The organism is Bradyrhizobium sp. SPXBL-02 (assembly GCF_051853065.1).
GTDB lineage: Bacteria > Pseudomonadota > Alphaproteobacteria > Rhizobiales > Xanthobacteraceae > Bradyrhizobium.
The window spans coordinates 3,259,734-3,277,996 of record NZ_CP182474.1; the positions used below are offsets into that span (position 1 = coordinate 3,259,734).

At 65.4% G+C, this 18,263-nt stretch carries 15 protein-coding genes; 9 read left to right on the plus strand and 6 right to left on the minus strand.

Features of this window, described 5'->3' with window-relative positions:
• Positions 1-124: 124 nt before the first annotated feature.
• Positions 125-1,315: an MFS transporter gene (locus tag ACNJYD_RS14950; RefSeq protein ID WP_439367479.1), complete on the minus strand. Its 1,191-nt coding sequence runs from the start codon at positions 1,313-1,315 to the stop codon at positions 125-127.
• 323 nt (positions 1,316-1,638) lie between these two features.
• A complete protein-coding gene (locus ACNJYD_RS14955) occupies positions 1,639-2,118 on the minus strand; it encodes a GNAT family N-acetyltransferase (RefSeq protein WP_439366773.1) in 480 nt (159 codons plus the stop codon).
• A 176-nt stretch (positions 2,119-2,294) separates the two neighbouring features.
• Between ACNJYD_RS14955 and ACNJYD_RS14960 the strand changes: the two genes are divergently transcribed.
• From ACNJYD_RS14960 to ACNJYD_RS14975, 4 genes are all read left to right on the plus strand, one after another.
• Complete coding sequence (locus ACNJYD_RS14960; RefSeq protein ID WP_439366775.1) at positions 2,295-3,446, plus strand: zinc-binding dehydrogenase; 1,152 nt, start codon at positions 2,295-2,297, stop codon at positions 3,444-3,446.
• A 139-nt stretch (positions 3,447-3,585) separates the two neighbouring features.
• A complete protein-coding gene (locus ACNJYD_RS14965; protein ID WP_439366776.1) occupies positions 3,586-4,008 on the plus strand; it encodes a VOC family protein in 423 nt (140 codons plus the stop codon).
• Positions 4,009-4,226: 218 nt separating this feature from the next.
• On the plus strand, positions 4,227-6,161 hold the full coding sequence (locus tag ACNJYD_RS14970; protein WP_439366778.1) for a DEAD/DEAH box helicase: 1,935 nt from the start codon (positions 4,227-4,229) through the stop codon (positions 6,159-6,161).
• A 405-nt stretch (positions 6,162-6,566) separates the two neighbouring features.
• Positions 6,567-7,052 (plus strand): phasin, encoded by a 486-nt coding sequence (locus ACNJYD_RS14975; protein WP_246708693.1) that lies wholly within the window; start codon positions 6,567-6,569, stop codon positions 7,050-7,052.
• A 432-nt stretch (positions 7,053-7,484) separates the two neighbouring features.
• Here ACNJYD_RS14975 and ACNJYD_RS14980 read toward each other — a convergent pair whose 3' ends face one another.
• Both ACNJYD_RS14980 and ACNJYD_RS14985 read right to left on the minus strand, forming a co-directional pair.
• Complete coding sequence (locus ACNJYD_RS14980) at positions 7,485-7,991, minus strand: GNAT family N-acetyltransferase (RefSeq protein ID WP_212258134.1); 507 nt, start codon at positions 7,989-7,991, stop codon at positions 7,485-7,487.
• Between the two features lie 43 nt (positions 7,992-8,034).
• Complete coding sequence (locus ACNJYD_RS14985; RefSeq protein ID WP_172783096.1) at positions 8,035-8,589, minus strand: PAS domain-containing protein; 555 nt, start codon at positions 8,587-8,589, stop codon at positions 8,035-8,037.
• Positions 8,590-9,021: 432 nt separating this feature from the next.
• On the opposite strand from ACNJYD_RS14985, the gene ACNJYD_RS14990 reads away from it, so the two are divergent.
• Positions 9,022-9,852: a rhomboid family intramembrane serine protease gene (locus tag ACNJYD_RS14990; RefSeq protein ID WP_172783097.1), complete on the plus strand. Its 831-nt coding sequence runs from the start codon at positions 9,022-9,024 to the stop codon at positions 9,850-9,852.
• A gap of 189 nt (positions 9,853-10,041) precedes the next feature.
• A complete protein-coding gene (locus ACNJYD_RS14995) occupies positions 10,042-10,470 on the plus strand; it encodes a CBS domain-containing protein (protein WP_172783098.1) in 429 nt (142 codons plus the stop codon).
• On the opposite strand, the gene ACNJYD_RS15000 is transcribed toward ACNJYD_RS14995, so the two are convergent.
• The gene (locus ACNJYD_RS15000) at positions 10,471-11,517 is read right to left on the minus strand and encodes a patatin-like phospholipase family protein (RefSeq protein WP_439366780.1); all 1,047 of its coding nucleotides are present in this window, start codon (positions 11,515-11,517) and stop codon (positions 10,471-10,473) included.
• Positions 11,518-11,765: 248 nt separating this feature from the next.
• On the opposite strand from ACNJYD_RS15000, the gene ACNJYD_RS15005 reads away from it, so the two are divergent.
• The 3 genes from ACNJYD_RS15005 (at position 11,766) to ACNJYD_RS15015 (ending at position 16,992) form a co-directional block, all read left to right on the plus strand.
• Positions 11,766-12,839 (plus strand): hypothetical protein, encoded by a 1,074-nt coding sequence (locus ACNJYD_RS15005; protein WP_439366781.1) that lies wholly within the window; start codon positions 11,766-11,768, stop codon positions 12,837-12,839.
• 325 nt (positions 12,840-13,164) lie between these two features.
• The gene (locus ACNJYD_RS15010) at positions 13,165-13,404 is read left to right on the plus strand and encodes a hypothetical protein (protein WP_246571525.1); all 240 of its coding nucleotides are present in this window, start codon (positions 13,165-13,167) and stop codon (positions 13,402-13,404) included.
• 1,125 nt (positions 13,405-14,529) lie between these two features.
• Complete coding sequence (locus tag ACNJYD_RS15015) at positions 14,530-16,992, plus strand: putative bifunctional diguanylate cyclase/phosphodiesterase (RefSeq protein WP_212260294.1); 2,463 nt, start codon at positions 14,530-14,532, stop codon at positions 16,990-16,992.
• Here ACNJYD_RS15015 and ACNJYD_RS15020 read toward each other — a convergent pair.
• Positions 16,978-18,246, minus strand: a complete 1,269-nt coding sequence (locus tag ACNJYD_RS15020; protein ID WP_260379780.1) for a serine hydrolase domain-containing protein — start codon at positions 18,244-18,246, stop codon at positions 16,978-16,980. The genes ACNJYD_RS15015 and ACNJYD_RS15020 overlap by 15 nt on opposite strands.
• Between the last annotated feature and the right edge of the window lie 17 nt (positions 18,247-18,263).

Consider the following 18,263-nt stretch of genomic DNA (forward strand, 5'->3'; position numbering starts at 1 on the left):
CCCGCCCGGGCGGAGTCCGGGACGACCCTAAGGTGCATAGGGTTAATGCCGCGTTATGATCGGGCGCGCCGGTTGCGGACAGACACGATGCGCTCGAAAAGCCACATCCCGAAGGGAGTGATCGTCACGCCGTCCGTGCCCTGTGCCCATACAGCAGGCACAGCAGCGCCAGCAGCACGGCGGCCGACAGGCCGAGCGACCAGTGGATGCCGATCGCCGCGCCTGCTACTCCGACCGTGATGCCGCTGAAGGCCCGCATGCCGAGCCCGGCCATGTTGTAGAGGCCGACGACGCGGCCGCGGATGTCGTGCGGCGCGTTCAGCTGCACCAGCGCCTGCGCCATGGTGTTGAACGAGAGCTCGAAGAAGCCTGCGAAGAACAATAGCGCGATCGCGACCGGATAGACCGGCACCAGTGCGAAGCCGAGCAGCGCCACGCTCCACAGCATCGCCAGCGTGATCGCGGTGCGCGGGGTGCCCTTCAGCCGTCCCCACGATTCCAGCGCGATGCCGGCCAGCAGTGCCCCGGCCGCGTCCGCGGCGAGCAGCACGCTGTAGGAGACGCCGGGATCGCCATGGCCGAGATCGCCGGCATAGCCCGGCATCTGGGCGTGATAGGCGTTGCCGATCATGAAGGAGGTGAGGCCGGCAAGCCATGTCATCGCCGACAGCACCGGTTGGGTGCCGATGGCGCGGATGGTCAGCACGATGTCGGCAAGGCCGCGCACCGCGAAGCGGCGCGCCGCCACGCTCTTGTCCCTGATCGGAGCCCAGAACAGCCAGATCAGCATCGGCAGATAGAACAGCGTGTTGAAGATGATGCCGTGTGAGGGACCGAGCGTCAGCATGATGAGGCCGCCGACTGCAGGCCCGACCAGGATGCCGAGATAGCGCGCCATCGCGTTCAGCCGCACCGCGCTCGGCAGATCGGCCGGGCCGACGAGGTCGTAGAGCAACAGCTGGTTCGGGGTCTGCCAGAGCACGCCGGCGCAGCCATGGATCACCAGGAGCAGCATCGCGTGCCACATCTGGATCGTATCGGTCAGGAAGAAGTAGCCCCAACCGGCGGAGGCGGCGATGAACAGCAGCATGCCGCACTGGATGATGCGGCGCGGATCGAACCGGTCGGCGAGGCCACCGACCGCGACGGAGAACAGCAGGAACGGCAGCCAGTGCGACAGCACGGCAAACCCGCCCAGCGTCGGCGAATGGAATTTCTGGAACACCACCCAATAGCTGATCACATGCTCGATATTGTCCGCCATCATCGCCAGCACGTAAGAGGCGAACTGCAGACGGTAGGGCACGGACCTCATCGCCGCGAACGAGCCGGACGCGGCCATGGGATTTTGGGGGAGGGGGTTCACGGGAGGACCTGGGTGGGATTTCAACCGTCCGTACACGGTCGCAGGTGAAGGCTCAAGACACTTGGGTGTGCTCGAACATCAGCCATGCAGTGCCGCCACATGCTCAGCCGTCCATCCCCGCGCAACCGCGAAGCGGCTGTCGCTGGAGGTGCGAGCCTTGCGATGCGTCAGCGTCGCAAGGAGAGCCTCGAAGGATGGACCACGGGTGCCTGCAGCCCATCCTTCGAGGCGCAGCGCGCACCTCAGGATGACGGCGGTATCTGTGGCCGCAGCTAACCCAGCGACTTCACGTATACCCCATACGGCACGCCCAGAATATCCGGCGCCTCGCCGATCCTCACAAATCCCATCCGCAGATACATCGACTCCGCGACCGTCATGATCTGCGTCGTGTGCAGGGCGATGGCCGGCGACTGGTCGCGCTTGGCGCGGCGCAGGCATTCTTCGGTCAATTGCCGGCCGATTCCCTTGCCGCGCGCACAGGGATCGACGACCAGCATGCGGATGATCGGCCATGACGGCTCGAAGAACGCGGGCTTCGGCGCTTGCGCACCGACATAAGCGACTGCGCCGACGATCTGGCCACCGTCTTCGGCAACGATGATCTCGCCTGTCTTGGCAAGCAGCGGCATCTTCGCGACGTTGGCCGTAAACAGCGGCCAGTCGGAATAGTGCTGCTCGAATTGTGCGAACGCGGACAGCGCGACTTGCACGATTGCTTCGGCATCCGTCGGCTGATAGTCGCGTAGCATCAGCGTTGTCCTCGTAGGCCGGATGGTGCGTAGCGCAATCCGGGGGCCGCGCCCCCGTATTCCGCTACGCTCCATACGGGCTACGAGGCCGCACCTTGGCACGAGCGCGCATCTCACATACGCTTCGCCTCAGCCCGCATCATCAAAACACAACAAGCGGGCAGCGAGGAAACACCATGGAGCAAATCCGCGTCTGCACCCACGCAGGTCCCGGCTCGGAGCCCGTCATCCGCACCGTGCCGTGGCCGAAGGTCGGCCGGAAGGCCGCACTGATCAAGGTCGGCGCCTGCGGGGTCTGCGGCACCGACCTGCACATCCTCAAAGGACACTGGCCGAAGCCGCTGCCTTGGCCGTTCACGCTGGGACATGAGCTCGGCGGAATCATCGTCGAATGCGGCGATGAATTTTCCGAGGATTTTATGAGCAAGCCGCTTCAAGTCGGCTCCAAGGTGATGATCCCGCCCTTGATGCCGTGCGGCCGCTGCTATTACTGCATCCATTATCCGCAAACCGCGAACAAGTGCCTGACGCCGGTCTATTACGGCCGCTATCTCGGCTTCGACAAGCCGCCGCATTTGTGGGGCGGCTGGGCCGAATATGTCTATGTCGATCTCGAGATGCTGCCGGGCACCAAGATCTACAAGCTGCCGGACGACATGTCGTTGCGCCTGGGTGCGCTATCGGAGCCGTTGACATCCTGCATCCGCGCCTTCAATCGCGCCACGCGCGCCGGCGGATTCAGCTGGGGCGACACCGTCGTGATCCAGGGCTCCGGCCCGATCGGCATTTTGGCGGTCGCGGCCGCCAGGGAGATGGGGGCAGGGCGCGTCATCTGCGTCGGCGCGCCGGAGGAGCCGCGGCTTAAGCTGGCGCGCGAGTTCGGCGCGGAGGCGACCGTGAACATCGAGGAGCTGAAGTCACCCGAGGCGCGCATCGCGCGCGTGCGCGACATCGTCGGCGGCTTCGGCGCCGATCTCGTGATGGATTGCTCGGGACACCCCACCGCCGGCCCCGAAGGCATCGAGATGCTGCGCGATGGCGGCACCTATGTCGAGATGGGCCAGTTTACCGATGCCGGCTCGATCGACACCTCCTGGCACCGCATCTGCACCAAGGACCTCAACGTGCTGGGATCCTGGGGCTTCACCGGCAATGATCTCCCGCTCGGCGTCGACATGCTCTACCGCACGCGTGACAAATATCCGTGGCTGAAGATGCAGACGATCTACCCGTTCACGGAAGCCGGCGTTGCGCAGGCGGTGAAGGACGCGATGGCGATGAAGACGGTGAAGTCGACCATCGTGCCGTGGCCGGAGCTGGCGGAGTAGACAGTGCCGACCGCGCCTCAAGATATTTCGCGAGTCTTCCCGGATGGAGCGAAGCGCAATCCGGGATTCTCGCCCGCGACTCCCCGTATTCCGCTGCGCTCCATACGGGCTACGAGTCGGAGTTTGGATCAATGACGAAATGACGGACCGGCAGACACCTGGCCAGCACGCTCGCTCCCCCTTCAACGCCATCCGCGCGATCGACTACACCGTCATCTTCGTGCGCGACATGGCGGCGATGCGCCGCTTCTACGAAGACGTCCTCGCCTTTCCACTCTCGCGCGAACTGTCGCCGAACTGGATCGAGTATGGCATCGGCAGCAACACGCTGGCGCTGGCACGGCCGAGCCGCACCTCAGGTGATGCACCAGTGCCGCCGGGCAGCGCCTCGCTGCAGCTGGCGTTCAAGGTCTCGGCCGCCGAGGTCGACGCGTGCGCCGATGAACTCGTGCGCCAGGGCGTGGCGCTGGTGTCGCCGCCGACGGACCAGCCCTTCGGTCATCGCACGCTGTTCTTCCGCGATCCCGACGGGAATTTGCTGGAGGTGTACGGGGAGATCTGAGGAGGCTCCGGATCCAGGAGGCCGTCAGAAATCGCCTGTCCACCTTCAGGCGCGGCTCCCCGTCAAGCCATGCATCAAAGCCATGGTGATTTCCCGGCGCATGGCGTAAAGAGCGCCCAGATCAAATCCAGCGTGCGGCCGGGCCGTTTGCCGCGCACGCAGCTTTAGGCGCCGGTTCACCGTTTGCGCGCCTGAATTCAACCAAGGTTCTCCATCTCGTGTCTCTTCCGGCCCTGACCCCGCCGCTCGCCCGCGCTTTGGCCGAGCGGAACTATGATTCACTGACGCCCGTTCAGCTCGCGGTGCTCGCCCATGAAGCCACCAGCCGCGACCTCTTGGTCTCGGCCCAGACCGGTTCCGGCAAGACCGTCGCTTACGGTCTGGCCATCGCGAAGAACATCCTCGATGACGCCGAGCAGTTCGCACAAGCGGCCGCGCCGCTCGCCTTGATCGTGGCGCCGACCCGCGAGCTCGCGCTCCAGGTTCAGCGCGAGCTGGCCTGGCTGTACGGGCATGCCGGCGGGCGTGTCGTGTCCTGTGTCGGCGGCATGGATCCGCGGCGCGAGCAGCGGGAGCTCGCCGCCGGCGCGCACATCGTCGTCGGCACGCCCGGGCGTCTCTGCGATCATCTGCGGCGCGGCCGCCTCGATATCTCCGAGCTCGCTGCGGTCGTGCTCGACGAAGCCGACGAGATGCTCAATCTCGGCTTTCGCGAGGACATGGAATTCATCCTCGAGACCACGCCGCAGACGCGCCGAACGCTGCTGTTCTCGGCGACGTTTCCGCGCGGCATCGTCGCGCTGGCGCGGCAATATCAGCGCGACGCCTTCCGGATCGAGGTCGCCGGCGACGAGGGCGGCCACGCCGACATCGAATACCGCGCGATCCGCATCGCGCCCGCCGACGTCGAGCATGCCGTCGTCAACGTGCTGCGCTTCTACGAGGCGCCGAGCGCGCTGGTGTTTTGCAGCACGCGCGATGCCGTCAGGCATTTGCAGGCAGCGCTCCTGGAGCGCGGCTTTTCGGTGGTCGCGCTGTCGGGTGAATTGACGCAGAACGAACGCACCCTGGCGCTGCAATCGCTGCGCGACGGCCGCGCCCGCGTCTGCGTTGCGACCGACGTTGCCGCCCGCGGCATCGACCTGCCGAGCCTCGACCTCGTCATTCATGCCGATTTGCCCAACGACGCCGAAGTCATGCAGCATCGCTCGGGCCGCACCGGGCGCGCGGGCCGGAAGGGGACGAGCGTTCTCCTGGTGCCGCCGGCGCGGCGGCGGCGGGCCGAGTTGTTGCTCAATCTCTCAGGGATCGACGCGGCCTGGGGCACGGCGCCGCAGGCGGATGACATCCGCAAGTTCGATCACGCCCGCATGAAGGACGTGCTGTTCACGGAGGAGACGACGCCCGACGATCTGGCCCTGGCGCAGGCGCTCTTGGCCGAGCGCTCGCCCGAGGATATCGCCGCCGCGCTCGCGCGGCTTTATCGCGCGCGGCTGCCGTCGCCCGAGGACATCATCGATCCCGGCGAGCGAAGCGGCAAGCCGGAACGCGGACGTCATGGATCGGATAGATCGGAAGAGGGCGACGACCTCGGCAAGCCGCGATCGAAGGCCGGGAAGGCGTCGAAGCACGGGATGGCGGAGGGCAGCGTCTGGTTTCGCGCCGCCATCGGGCGCCGCAAGAACGCGGAGGCACGCTGGCTGCTGCCGATGATCTGCCGCCGCGGCGGCATCGACAAGCGCGACATCGGCGCCATCAAGATCATGGACACCACCACCGAGTTCGAGATCTCCGAGCGGGTCGCCGAATCCTTTGCGGCGAAGATCAAGCGTCCGGACAAGGAAGACAGCATCCGGATCGAGCCGATGGCGGATGCGCCGCAGCGCCAAGAAGCTCCCCGGGAGCGCTCTCGCGCGCCGCAGCGCGAGGCCGGCGCTCATCATGAACGGCGCGATGATCGCCCGCGCGAGGCAAGTGGATTCAAGCCACGCAGCAAGCCTCACGCCGAGCGCGCGCCGAAATTCGACGATGCGCGTTCTTTTGCAAAGAAAAAGAAGCACAAGAACAAGCCGGGCCACGCAGAGCCGTCGGTTACGCCATGGCCTGTGAAGGGCGCGCCCGGAAAGAATGCGAAGAAGAAGCGTCGGGGCTGATCTGCCGCTTTCCGTCCCCGGCTTGACTAGTGCCGCCGAAGGCTCGCGCGTTGCGCTATGGAGCGCTGCATCCACTCGCAATCAATCGGTAACATGGCGCCATCCGGACGCGTTGCGAGCCCGCGCCTTCTCGAGTTGGCAGAAGCCTTTTCGGCAACTTCAAAGAGGCAATAGCAGCGCCTGCGGCGAGTCGTCGCTTGAATCGAATTTAATCAAGTCGAGAGTCTGAAAGCGAACTGAAGGTCCGATCCTGGTTGGTCATAGTCGGCGGCAGGGGGCGAGAGCAGCTCATCAGCAGCATCCCTCCATTTTGAGAGTAGGGGCACTGGTTTCCCGGTGCGGCCCGCACCCGGGAGCTTCTGAAAGTCTTCAATCCAACAATCTGGTTTCGCGTGAAAGGATGGAATGACGATGAATGATGCCAATGTGAAAGCCGAAACGAATGCCACTCCCGCGGGTGGGAATGGTGACGCAAGGCTCAAGTTCGACGTGCCGTTTTTCAATATCCAGGGGATCTTCGGCGATCTTGCCGAGCAGGGCGCCGCGCGGGCCAAGGCAAATCTCGAGCAGATGAAGGCGGCTTCCGAGGAGATCACTGACGCTCTCCGCGAAGCCTGTGCGACCAATGCCACGCATGCCGCCCACTACGGCACCAAGGTCATCGAAATATCGAAAATCAATACCAGCTCCACGCTGGAATTCCTGTCCCAGCTCGCGGATGCAAGGTCGTTTGCGGATGTCGTGAACCTCTCCACCGCCCACAGCCGCAGGACCTTTGAAATGGCGTCAGGCCAAAACCGGGAGCTTTGGGACCTTGCCCAGAAGGTTGCAACCGAGACGGCCGAGCCGATCAAGAAGAGCTTCAACCGGGTTCTGCATAGGGCTGCCTGAATCGAGGCTATCGGCCGCGTGAATCGGCTGGACGAGCGTCTTCGCCAGAAGAGACGCCGTCCGGCCGATGGCGGCGACGCCTTTTCGTGAAGGGATGCCGAGCTGGAGGAAATCAGATGGGTATGGTGATGATCAAGTGCCCGGAAACGGGCCGGGCCATTTCGACCGGCATCGAGATGGACCGCGAAAGATTTCGGTGCAGTGCAGTATTCTTTTCTCGCACCTATTGCGGGATGTGTGCGGCAACGCACGAGTGGTTTGCCAAGGAGGCCTGGGTCTACGAAACGGCAAGTCCGGGGGCAGGCAGTCGTTCGACGCGGGGGCGGCGTGAAGCGGCCTAACGGCGTCCTGCGAAACAATCCGATCGATCCTCGGGCTCATCACCTTGCAGCGGTTGAGCTTCTGCTGGCGTGAGCCGCCCCCTGGGTTGGCTTACGTCGCGGCGAGGTCGCGCAGCATGTAGGTCGCGCCGTCGCCATAGGATGCGAGCTTTGCGCGCAACTCAGCATCCGCCGTCACGGCCAGAAAGCCCATGCGCTCCCATAGCGGCCGCGTGCCGTAGACCGAGACCAGCGCGAGTGTTGCGATGCCCGACGCTCGCGCCAGCTTCTCGATATCGGCAACATAAGCGCGCACAACGCCGCCGCGGAACTCGGCCAATACGGCGACGTCGTGGACGTAGAGACAGTCCGCGCCGTCAGGCAATTCCTGCAGAAAGCCGTCGAGCGGCGGAATCCGGTACTGCATCCAGGGATGCGCCAGTCCGTAGCCGACGATGCCTTGGTCCGTATCGAGCACGCCGCAGCCGTCCGGACATAGCCGCATCTTCTCCGCCAGCACCTCGGCGCGTTCGGGCAACGCCGGATGGATGCGTGCTGCAATCGCGCCGATTGCAGCGAGGTCCGAGGCGCGCGCGGGACGCCAATGCGGCTTGCTCATGTCGGTGCGTATCCTTGCGCAGCCGAGCCGGGACGCGCGACTTCTATCGCAGCCCCTCATACACCATCAGCCCGCGTGCGATCTGCAATTTCCGGATGGCGCGCGGCAGCAGTTTCTCCGGCTGATGCAGGTAGCGCCAGGAGGTGAGGCTGAAGGCGGAAAGCGTGCCGCATTCGTCGTCGAACGGCGCGAGCACGCCGGTGACGCTCACCGGCGTATGTGGGCGGGCGTTGAAGGGCAGCAGCAGGAGCTCGAGATGCGCCTTGCTGCCGTCCTCGCGCGCAGCGGTGACGCCGGCGATCGCGCCCAGCGTCTCGTCGGCGACGATCGTGGTGATCTCCTCGATCTCGCTGCGGCTGGCTGGCGTGAAGAGCGCCGCAAAGCTCTGGTCCTTGAGGTCTGTTCCGGCCAGCGCGCAGACGCGTGTGCCGGCGACGCGGAACGGGAAGCCGAGTTTTGGCTCGCAGGACAGCACGAAGATGTCACCGAGCAGGCCGCGGACCGCGGCCGGATCGATGTCGGCCCGGTCAGGGGCCCGTGCAGTGCCGCGCTTCTTGTCCCAATACGCGAAGAACGCGCGGCTCGACGGATGTTTCATGACTGAACGCTCGCCCGGGGTGCGACCTCGAAGAGACAGACCTGTCCCGCTTCAGTGCACCCGCGATCCCTTCTGTTGTTGTGCAGGAGGGGATTTGCAGCGTCCATGCCGCGGGGGCGTTTTCGCGCCCGTTAAGGCGGTCTTTGCGTCGTTAACGTTAAATTAACTATGCGCTTCGTGTCGGCCGCGCGCCTGCTATGGTGATCGCGGTCGCAAGCCTCGCCGCTTTTCTCCAGGTTCTCGGCGGGGCCTGTACTTGAGGGCGTCAAACAGTTTGGTCACGGGCCGCGGGGAGGGGTGGGGATACGCCTTATCTCTCCGGCCATCGGAAGACCGACACGGACAGGCAGGGCTTTCCCAGGGCCCTGCCTTTTCCTTTTGTGCACTTGCGCAGGGACGGCAAAGGCGACTATCTCCAAGCCTGTCGCTCCGATGTCGCCTGAAAGCGAAGCTGCCTTGGATTCCCCGCAAGATTCGTCGCCGGATGCGCCGGCCGTCAACGAGGAGGCTCCGCGCGAGCCGATCCTGACGCTGCCTCCGGCGCTGACCGCCTATGTCCTGCTCTTGGCGGCGATCCATCTGCGGGTGCTGTTGCCGCCGGAACTCGAGAACTGGACCATCGACGTCTTCGGCTTCATCCCGAAGCGCTACGATTCCTCGCTGCTCAATCTGCAGATCCCGGGCGGGGCGGGGGCGAAGGTCTGGACTTTCGTCACCTATTCGCTGCTGCACGCCAATCTCACCCATCTCGGCTTCAACGTACTGTGGCTGCTGCCGTTCGGCAGCGCGCTGGCGCGGCGCTTCGGCACGGTCAGGTTCTTCGTCTTCCTGGCAGTGACGGCGGCGGCCGGCGCGCTCGCCCATCTCGTCACCCACGAGCATGCGGTGGCGCCGATGATCGGCGCCTCGGCCTCGGTATCGGGCGCGATGGCCGCCGCAATCCGCTTCGCCTTCGTGCGCGGCAGCTTCCTGTCGTTCAGCCGATCGGATGCCGATACCGCCGCGAAAGTTCCGGCGCTGCCGCTGTCGCGCGCGCTCCGCGACGGGCGGGTGGTCGGCTTCCTCGCCGTCTGGTTCGGCGTCAACATCATCTTCGGCGTGGGCGCGATCGGCATCGATGCCGAAACCACGAGCGTGGCCTGGCAGGCGCATATCGGCGGCTTCTTCGCCGGCCTGCTGTTGTTCGCGCTGTTCGATCCCGTGCCGCGCGTGCGAAGCGATGCTGCGGATGCGTCATCACGAGACGTTTCAGACCGTATCTGATGCGGCGCTTGCGACGCAGCCCGAATTCATCCATCATTCCGGGTGAGAATGTTCCGAAGCGACACGTCTTTAGCGACGATGCTTCGCAAAGCGCACGAGCGTGAAACCGGCGCTGAAACTGTTAGTTGAAGACTCGCGAACAAGTCCGGACCGCCGAAGGCGGGCGGGCTCGGATTCAGGGAGGCGGCAATGACGGTACGTTCCATTCTGAACACCAAGGGCCACCAGATCATGAGCGTCGAGCCCGACGCCAAGCTGGCGGACGCGATCAAGCTGCTCGGCGAGAAGAAGATCGGCGCGGTGCTGGTGATGAACCAGAGCCGGCTCGAGGGCATCCTGTCCGAGCGAGACATTGTGCGCGTGCTCGGCGATCGCGGCGCCGGCGTGCTGGAGGCGCCGGTCTCGGAGGTGATGACCCGCAAGGTCGTGACCTGCAAGGAGACCGACACCGTCGCCGAGCTCATGGAGACGATGACGACGGGCAAGTTCCGCCATCTGCCCGTGATCGACAACGGCAAGGTGGTCGGCCTGATCTCGATCGGCGACATCGTCAAATGGCGTGTCCGCGAATACGAGACCGAGCAGGAAGCCCTGCGCGACTACATCAAGACGGCCTGATCAGGCCTGGTCGTCGACTTTCGGCGCGGTGCCCGCGGGCGCCGGCGCCAGCACGTGGATCGCCTCCTGGATGGACTCCAATGCGCGCTCGGCGGCGCGCGTGCCATGTGCGATCAGGTCTTCGGAGCGGTGGAAGTCGAACCAGCCGAACTGGCCGACCCGCGGCGTGATCAGCATGTCGGGCGGATCGCCGGCCAGACGGGCGCGGGTGATGCGGTCCTGCATGATGTTGAAGGCGTCGACCATCACCGACGAGATGCCGGGCCGGCCGTTGCCGCCGAAGAACTCACGCTTCATCGTCTTCTCGGGCGAGAACAGGCGCGGGAAGCGCCGCTTGGCCGCCGGCTCCTCGGCCGCCGGCACGACCGGGGCGGGCGCTGCGCCGTGTGAATAGATCGTGGTGGAATGGGTGAAGATGTCGCTGGAAAGATTTGCGGCGATGACGATTTCGGCGCCGAGCGCGCGGGCGGCCGAGACCGGCACCGGGTTCACCAGCGCGCCGTCGACCAGCCAGCGGTCGCCGATCAGCACCGGCGCGAAGATGCCGGGCAGGGCGTAGGACGCGCGCATGGCGTCGACGACGCGGCCGCGCGTCAGCCAAATCTCGTGGCCGGTGCGAACCTCGGTCGCGACGCTCGCGAATTTGATGGGCAGGTCCTCGATCAGCACCTGCCCGATCGCCTCCTCGAGCCGGGTCGCGAGCTTCTCGCCGCCAAGCAGGCCGGAGCCGTTGAGACGGATATCGAGATAGCCGAGGATGTTGCGCATCCCTTGCAGGCTGCGTCCCCAGTCTTCGAACGTATCGAGCCGGCCGGCCGCGTGGAGGCCGCCAACCACGGCGCCGATGGACGTGCCGACGACGACATCGGGCACGATCCCATTGGCAATCAGGGTCCTCAGGATTCCGATATGGGCAAAGCCGCGCGCCGCGCCGCCGCCAAGGGCAAGGCCGATGACCGGCCGGCGGATGCTGCCCAAGCCGACTTTTTCGCCCACCTTCTCGCCGTTCGAGCCGTTCGCGCCCCGGCCTTTCAATCTGTCCAGCACCGCAACTCTCCTACGCCGGGCCAGCCCGCATCGTCAGACTAGGCATCGCACGTGGCCTCCGCCATATCAGGCGCGAGGCATGGTTTATGCCGCTTTGGAAAGGGCACGGGGCAGGAGTATGGCGAGGCGCGGTTGCTTCCGAACTAATCACGCAGCCGTCAACCCGGTTCCACAGAACCCTCCGGGGCCGTATTTCCTGGGGTTTCAGAGGCTTGAATTTGCCGCGTTTTCGGTGAAAAGCAAGGAGCATGACACGCGGGGGTGACGGCATCATCGGATGGCGGCGCAGCGGCAGGCTGCTGCCGGCGCTGATCCTTGCCGCGTGCGTCATTATCTCCGGCCGAAACGCTGCCCAGGCGCAGCTCTTCTCCGATCGTCCGCCGCCGGTGCCGCCGGCCTCTGTGCCCGACCCCGGCAACGCCGTCAGCCTGGCGCCGCCCTCCGGGCCGGGCGCGGGACCCCCAAGCCTGCCCCCGACCCTGATGCAGCCGGCGACCCCGAGCATGCCGCCGCCCGCGGTCACGACCGTGCCGCCGGCCGCCCCGCTGAATGCCGCCGTGCCCGGACAGGGCGTGCTGTCGCTGACCGCGAAATACGGCAAGGACTCGGCTCCGATCACCAGTGGCCTGGTCTGGCGCGTGTTTGCCGACCGGCCCGACGAGAACGGCACCTTCAAGCTGATCCGCGAGGACCGCAGCGGGACGCCGAACATCGTGCTGCCGCCCGGCAATTATGTCGTCCACGTTGCCTTCGGCCTCGTCAGCGCGGTGCGCACCGTCAGCCTGAAATCCGAGACCAACCGCGAATCCTTCGTGCTGCCGGCCGGCGGCCTGCGCATCGAGGGCCGCGTCGGCACCAGCCGCATTCCGCAGAATCAGATCTCGTTCGCGATCTACAAGGGCAGCCAGTTCGAATCCGGCGAGCGCGCTTCCCTGGTGCCGAACGTCGCCGCCGGCGACGTCGTGCTGATCCCGGAGGGGACCTACTACATTGTCTCCAACTACGGCGATGCCAATTCGGTGGTGCGCTCGGACATCCGCGTTCAGGCCGGCAAGCTCACCGACGTCACCATCACCCACCGCGCCGCCGTCATCACCCTCAAGCTGGTCAGCGACCGTGGCGGCGAGGCGCTCGCCAACACCGCCTGGTCGGTGCTGACGCCGGGCGGCGACGTCATCAAGGAATCGATCGGCGCGTTCCCGCGCGTCGTGCTGTCCGAAGGCGAGTACCGCGCCATCGCCAAGAACGAGGGCAAGGTCTACGAGCGCGGATTCAACGTCGTCAACGGCGTCGACGGCGAAGTCGAAGTCATCGCGCGCTAAGGCGGGGGGCGGCCCGCGGCGAGAAACTCCGGCACGACAATTCTCATCGCGCGCACGGATGTGCATCCTCCATTACCGTCGGCTTCAGCGGGTTTCTGCCAAGTAACCGTCCCCCACTCTTCAGTGTTCTGTCTTGAACACTGGTAGCGCCACCAGTCCCCTGCAGCGGCCAACAAACACCGGCGGCATCGGCTTATTCCAGCAGCGGCGCGTCTCGCTCACGACCGTGGACGATACGTATTTCCGATCATCAATTTTATTCTCTTTCCATCCTGCTGCGCTATATGTCTGGCGTCCGTCCAACGGGGGAAGCCGGAGCAGGCGCTTGCCTTGCAGGACCGGCTCGGAGCAGGGGACCAGGCTCGTCGGCATGTTCGAAGTGATCCTCACCAGGCGCAAGCGGTTCGGCTGGCGGTGGCAGGTGTGCGACCAGTCCGGCAAGATATTTGCCGACGGCTTCGAGCGCACGCGTCCGTCCGCCAAATATCAAGGCGAGCGCGCGTTGTTCTTCCTGCTTTCCCAGGCCCATTTGCGCAACCGCTCGGCGGCCTCCAGCGAGGATTAGTCGGGCGGGCCACAATCCCTTGCGCTGCCCGACGGGCAAAACACCCGATTCATGGGTCAATGCATTCGGTCGAAAATATTCCGCTTTACCGAAATTCGGAAACCGCGTATGTGTCGCGCAACCCGGCCCAAGGAAGAGGGGCGTATCGCGATCGTCACGAACGCGGGCCGGGGGGCGGTGGACGCGAGCCACATCGGCGCGAAAAGCTTCGCAGGGCGGAGAGCCGTGAGCGAAGACCTCGTGCCAACGACGGGTGCGGTTCGCGTACGGCAAAATCGTGTGGTCCTGACGCCCGGGGTCTGTGCGTCAAGTCTTGTGGTGATGTGGTTGCCCGACCGGGCGATGCGCATCAGCCATCCGCAAGGCGACGGGGGCAATAGTGCATCGCTCCCCGGGGAGAGCGCGACATAAGCCGTAAAACCACTGCGCAGGGAAGGCCGGATGTTTGGCTTCACCTGTATGCCGCTGTGCAAATTCTTGTTGCCACCTTTCGCACAGTGGACCGTGGGTGCCCGGCCGGCACCCGGTCTTCCCTGCGCCCTCTTTCAATTGAGGGTGAGACGACGAGCAAAGCTCGGGCGAAATGCGCCGCGAGGACGCGGAAGCGCGTCTGCAACGACACACTCGCTGTCATCGCCCGGTTTAACCGGGCGATCCATCGCATTTGCAGGACGATTTCCTGCCACACGCCGTCATTGCGAGCGCAGCGAAGCAATCCAGAGTCTTTCCGTGGATGCATTCCTGGATTGCTTCGCTGCGCTCGCAATGACGATGTTGAGGCAGGTGTGCGAAAACTCCCGCTCGCGTGCCCCGGACGCAGCGCAGCGTCTCCCCGGCGATGCGAAGCATCGTCCGGTGCGACGATGCGCTGCAGAGCCGGGGCCCAGGCATCAGCGACTCCGCAGCGTGCTGGGTCCCGGCTCTGCGCCGCATCACTTGCGCTCCGCGTCGCCTCCGGGACACGAGAGCACCTTTCGCGCAACCGTCACAGTCTCTAACGCCCACTAACCAACACCTGACTTAAAACTGTCATAATCGCCGAATGGAACCCACGCCTTCGCGCTTTTTACACGTCGTTAAGCGCGCCTGCATTGGATGCGGCGGGAAAGTGCGTTGGGGACTGCAATGACTGCCGCGAAGAAGATGCCGGGAAAACCGGCCGCCGAAATGTTCGACGACATCCCGGTGCTTCAGCGCAAATGGCGTGCGGCGTTGAAGCCGGGCGAGCGGCTGCCGCGCTACGAGGACGTCATGCTCGGCAGCCTCGGACGCCTCGCCGACCACATCGCGCTGCTCAAGAACGATGGTGTGCTCGAGCTGTCGCGCAGCGGACGTTACGTGCAGAAATGGCTCGGCGAGGAGCGCTGGGACATTCCCCTTGCCGAGCTGTCGCCCGATTGCGCCACCGCGCTGTCGGAAGCGGCGGCGAGCGCGCTGGCGGCCGGGCGGCCGCACCGCGCCAGCGCGCATTGCGTGCGCGACGGCATGGTCAGGACCTATGACGTGCTGGCGCTGCCGACGTCCTCGCGCTGGGGCGCGACGCTGATCGGCGCCTATGTCAACGAGCGCGGCGCGCAATACAATCTCCTCGACGCCATCTTTTCCGCGACCGACGACGCGGTGGTCTCGCTGGCGACGCTGCGCGATGCCGCTGGCAAGGCGTTCGACCTTCAGGTTGTGCACCACAACAGGAGCGCGGGCGAGCTGTTGAAGGTTGTGGGTGGAAGCCTGCTGTGGTGGCGGATCGGCGAGGGCAGCACGCTGCTGGCCTTGCCCGAGGTGATGGAATTCCTGCTCAAGGCCGTGTCGGGCGGCCGCGGCGAGCAGCTCGAGATCGAGAGCGCGGGGCGCTACCTCAGGCTCAGCGCCACCGCCTTCGCCGACGTGGTCTCGCTGACCATCTCCGATGTCACCGTCTTGAAGCGGCGCGATGCTTCGTTCCGACTGCTGTTCGACAACAACCCGATGCCGATGTGGGTGTTCGACGCAGAGACCAAGGCGTTCCTCAGCGTCAACGACGCCGCGGTCCAGCATTACGGCTACAGCCGCGCGACCTTCCTGCGCATGAAGCTGCACGAGATATGGCCGGAGGACGAATGGGACAGCCACGCCGCGGCGCTGGAGCGTCTCGGCGACGCCTACCACTCGTCGCGCAACTGGCGACACTTGCGCGCCGACGGTAGCGAGATCGAGGTGCTCACCTTCGGCCGTCGCGTCGCCTTCGACGAGCGCGATGGCTATCTGGTTGCCGTGGTCGACATCACCGAGCGGCGCAAGGCCGAAGCGCGCATCGCCTATATGGCGCACCACGACGGGCTCACCGATTTGCCGAACCGCGAACACTTCCAGGAGCGGTTGAAGCAGGCGCTGGACCAGGCCGCGGGAAAACGGGTCGGCGTGCTCTACATCGATCTCGACCTGTTCAAGAACATCAACGATTCCTTCGGTCATCCGGTGGGCGATCGCTTGTTGAAGCAGGTCGCCGAGCGCCTGACCATTGCGGTCCGCGGCAGCAATCTCGCCGCGCGGCTCGGCGGCGACGAGTTCGCCGTCATCCTGGCAACCGACGTCTCGCCGAACGAGGCAAGCGCCTGCGCGTCCCTGCTGATCGACATGCTGAAGGCGCCTTACGACGTCGATGGACAGGAGATGGTGATCGGCGCCAGCATCGGCATCGCGCTGTCGCCGGGCGACGGCACGACGCCGGAAGAGTTGATGCGCAATGCCGACATGGCGCTGTACCGGGCCAAGGCCGACGGCGGCGGCGTGCACCACTTCTTCGAGCGCGAGATGGACCTCCAGGCGCAGAGGCGCCGCGACATGGAGCTGGATCTGCGCCGGGCGTTCGCCAATGGCGAGTTCGAGCTGCACTACCAGCCGCTGGTGTCGATCGCCTCCGACCGCATCTCCGGCTTCGAGTCGCTGCTGCGCTGGCGTCATCCGGACAAGGGCATGATCTCGCCCGCCGAGTTCATCCCGGTCGCCGAGGACATCGGCCTGATCACCCAGCTCGGCGAATGGGTGCTGCGCGAAGCCTGCACCGAGGCGGTGAAATGGCCCGTCGACGTCAAGGTCGCCGTCAACCTGTCGCCGGCGCAATTCCGCAGCCGCAACCTGGTCCAGATCGTGATCTCGGCCCTGGCGCAGTCCGGCCTGTCGCCGAAGCGGCTCGAGCTCGAGATCACCGAGTCGATCTTCCTGGCCGAGACCGATGCCAATGTCGCCACCTTGCACCAATTGCGCGAGCTCGGCGTCGGCATTTCCATGGACGATTTCGGCACCGGCTATTCCAGCCTGAGCTATCTCCGCAGCTTTCCGTTCGACAAGATCAAGATCGACCGCTCCTTCGTCAAGGATCTGGCGCAGCGGCCCGATTGTGGTGCGATCGTGCGCGCGATCTCCGGGCTCGGCCGCAGCCTCAACATCACCACGACGGCCGAGGGCGTGGAGACCGAGGATCAGCTCGACTGGCTGCGCGCCGAAGGCTGCAACGAGGTGCAGGGATTTCTGTTCAGCGCCGCGCGGCCGGCTGCCGAGATCGGAAAGCTCCTCGCCGATTTCGGCCAGCGCACCTCACGGGCGGCGTAATGCGGGCGGATAGCAATCGTAGACCAGCGCCTTGAACGCGGGCGTGATGCGGCCGCGCTCGTTCTGGGTCTGCTGCATCATGAGGTAGACCATGTCGAGCTTGGGATCGACGCCGAAATAGGTGCCGCTCCCCGAGTCCCATTTCAGCTCGCCGAGCGAGCCCGGCGGCGGCGGCTTTGCATTGCCGGGATCGGTGCGTACCGCAAGGCCGTAGCCATAGCCGAAGCCGTCGCCCGGGAAATAGAAATAGTCGCGTCCGACGCCGGAGCCCGGCCCGATCTGATCGCTCGTCATGGCCTTGAACGCGGCGGGGCTGAGATAGCGCCTGCCTTCGAGCTCGCCGGCGTTGAGCAGCATCTGCGCGAAGCGCTGATAGTCGGTGATGGTCGAGAGCAGGCCGCCGCCGCCCGACTGCCATTCTGGATGGTCCAGGCGGTCGCGCTCGCCGGCGAGCAGGATGAAGTCGTTCGGCAGCGGCCGCGCCATCCGCGCCAGCTCGTCCTCGGTCGCGAGCGCGAATTTGGTGCTGTTCATGCCGAGCGGATCGAAGATGCGGGCCTTCAGGAAGGCGTACAGCGTCTGTCCCGAGATGATCTCGATGACGCTGCCGAGCACGTCGGTGGAATGGCCGTAGCGCCACAGCGTTCCGGGCTGCCGCGCCAGCGGCAGTTTGGCGATGCGATCGGCGAATTCCCTGTTGTTGAAGTTCCCCTCGAAAATGTTGGCGGCCTTGTAGGCGTGCTCGACCCATTCGCTGCCGATATAATCGTAGCTGATGCCCGAAGTATGCCGCAGCAGATCCTCGATGTTGACGGGGCGGTCAGGTGGGACGAAGTCGAGCTCCAGCTTGCCACCGGGCCGGGTCACCTCGAGGCCGACCTTGGTCTCGGCAAACAGCGGAACGTATTTCGACACGGGGTCGGTCAGCGCAAGCTTGCCCTCGTCGATCAGCATCATCGCGCCGAGGCACGTGATCGGCTTGGTCATGGAGTGGATGGCGAAGATCGTATCCGGCGTCATCGCGAGGCCGGTCCTGGTGTCGCGCACGCCAAAGGTCTTGAGGTAGACCGGCTTGCCGTGCTGCTGCACCATGATCACCGCGCCCGGCAGGCGGCCGCTTGTCACCTCGTTGTCGAAGAACGCGGTGATGCGGTCGAGCCCGTCGGGCGACGGGGCGGGGACGTCCGCGGCCCGGCTTCGCGCCATCGTACCGGCGAGCATCGCGGCCCCGACCAGAAATTCACGGCGTCTCATCCGCACCTTCCTCCCTC

Bases quoted from the DNA above. Each gene is read 5' to 3' on its own strand.
- ACNJYD_RS14960 (WP_439366775.1), top strand. From the start codon at position 2,295: ATGGAGCAAATCCGCGTCTGCACCCACGCAGGTCCCGGCTCGGAGCCC.
- ACNJYD_RS14975 (WP_246708693.1), top strand. From the start codon at position 6,567: ATGACGATGAATGATGCCAATGTGAAAGCCGAAACGAATGCCACTCCC.
- ACNJYD_RS14980 (WP_212258134.1), bottom strand. From the start codon at position 7,991: ATGAGCAAGCCGCATTGGCGTCCCGCGCGCGCCTCGGACCTCGCTGCA.
- ACNJYD_RS14965 (WP_439366776.1), top strand. From the start codon at position 3,586: ATGACGGACCGGCAGACACCTGGCCAGCACGCTCGCTCCCCCTTCAAC.
- ACNJYD_RS14950 (WP_439367479.1), bottom strand. From the start codon at position 1,315: ATGAGGTCCGTGCCCTACCGTCTGCAGTTCGCCTCTTACGTGCTGGCG.
- ACNJYD_RS14995 (WP_172783098.1), top strand. From the start codon at position 10,042: ATGACGGTACGTTCCATTCTGAACACCAAGGGCCACCAGATCATGAGC.
- ACNJYD_RS14955 (WP_439366773.1), bottom strand. From the start codon at position 2,118: ATGCTACGCGACTATCAGCCGACGGATGCCGAAGCAATCGTGCAAGTC.
- ACNJYD_RS14990 (WP_172783097.1), top strand. From the start codon at position 9,022: ATGTCGCCTGAAAGCGAAGCTGCCTTGGATTCCCCGCAAGATTCGTCG.
- ACNJYD_RS15020 (WP_260379780.1), bottom strand. From the start codon at position 18,246: ATGAGACGCCGTGAATTTCTGGTCGGGGCCGCGATGCTCGCCGGTACG.
- ACNJYD_RS15005 (WP_439366781.1), top strand. From the start codon at position 11,766: ATGACACGCGGGGGTGACGGCATCATCGGATGGCGGCGCAGCGGCAGG.
- ACNJYD_RS15015 (WP_212260294.1), top strand. From the start codon at position 14,530: ATGACTGCCGCGAAGAAGATGCCGGGAAAACCGGCCGCCGAAATGTTC.
- ACNJYD_RS14985 (WP_172783096.1), bottom strand. From the start codon at position 8,589: ATGAAACATCCGTCGAGCCGCGCGTTCTTCGCGTATTGGGACAAGAAG.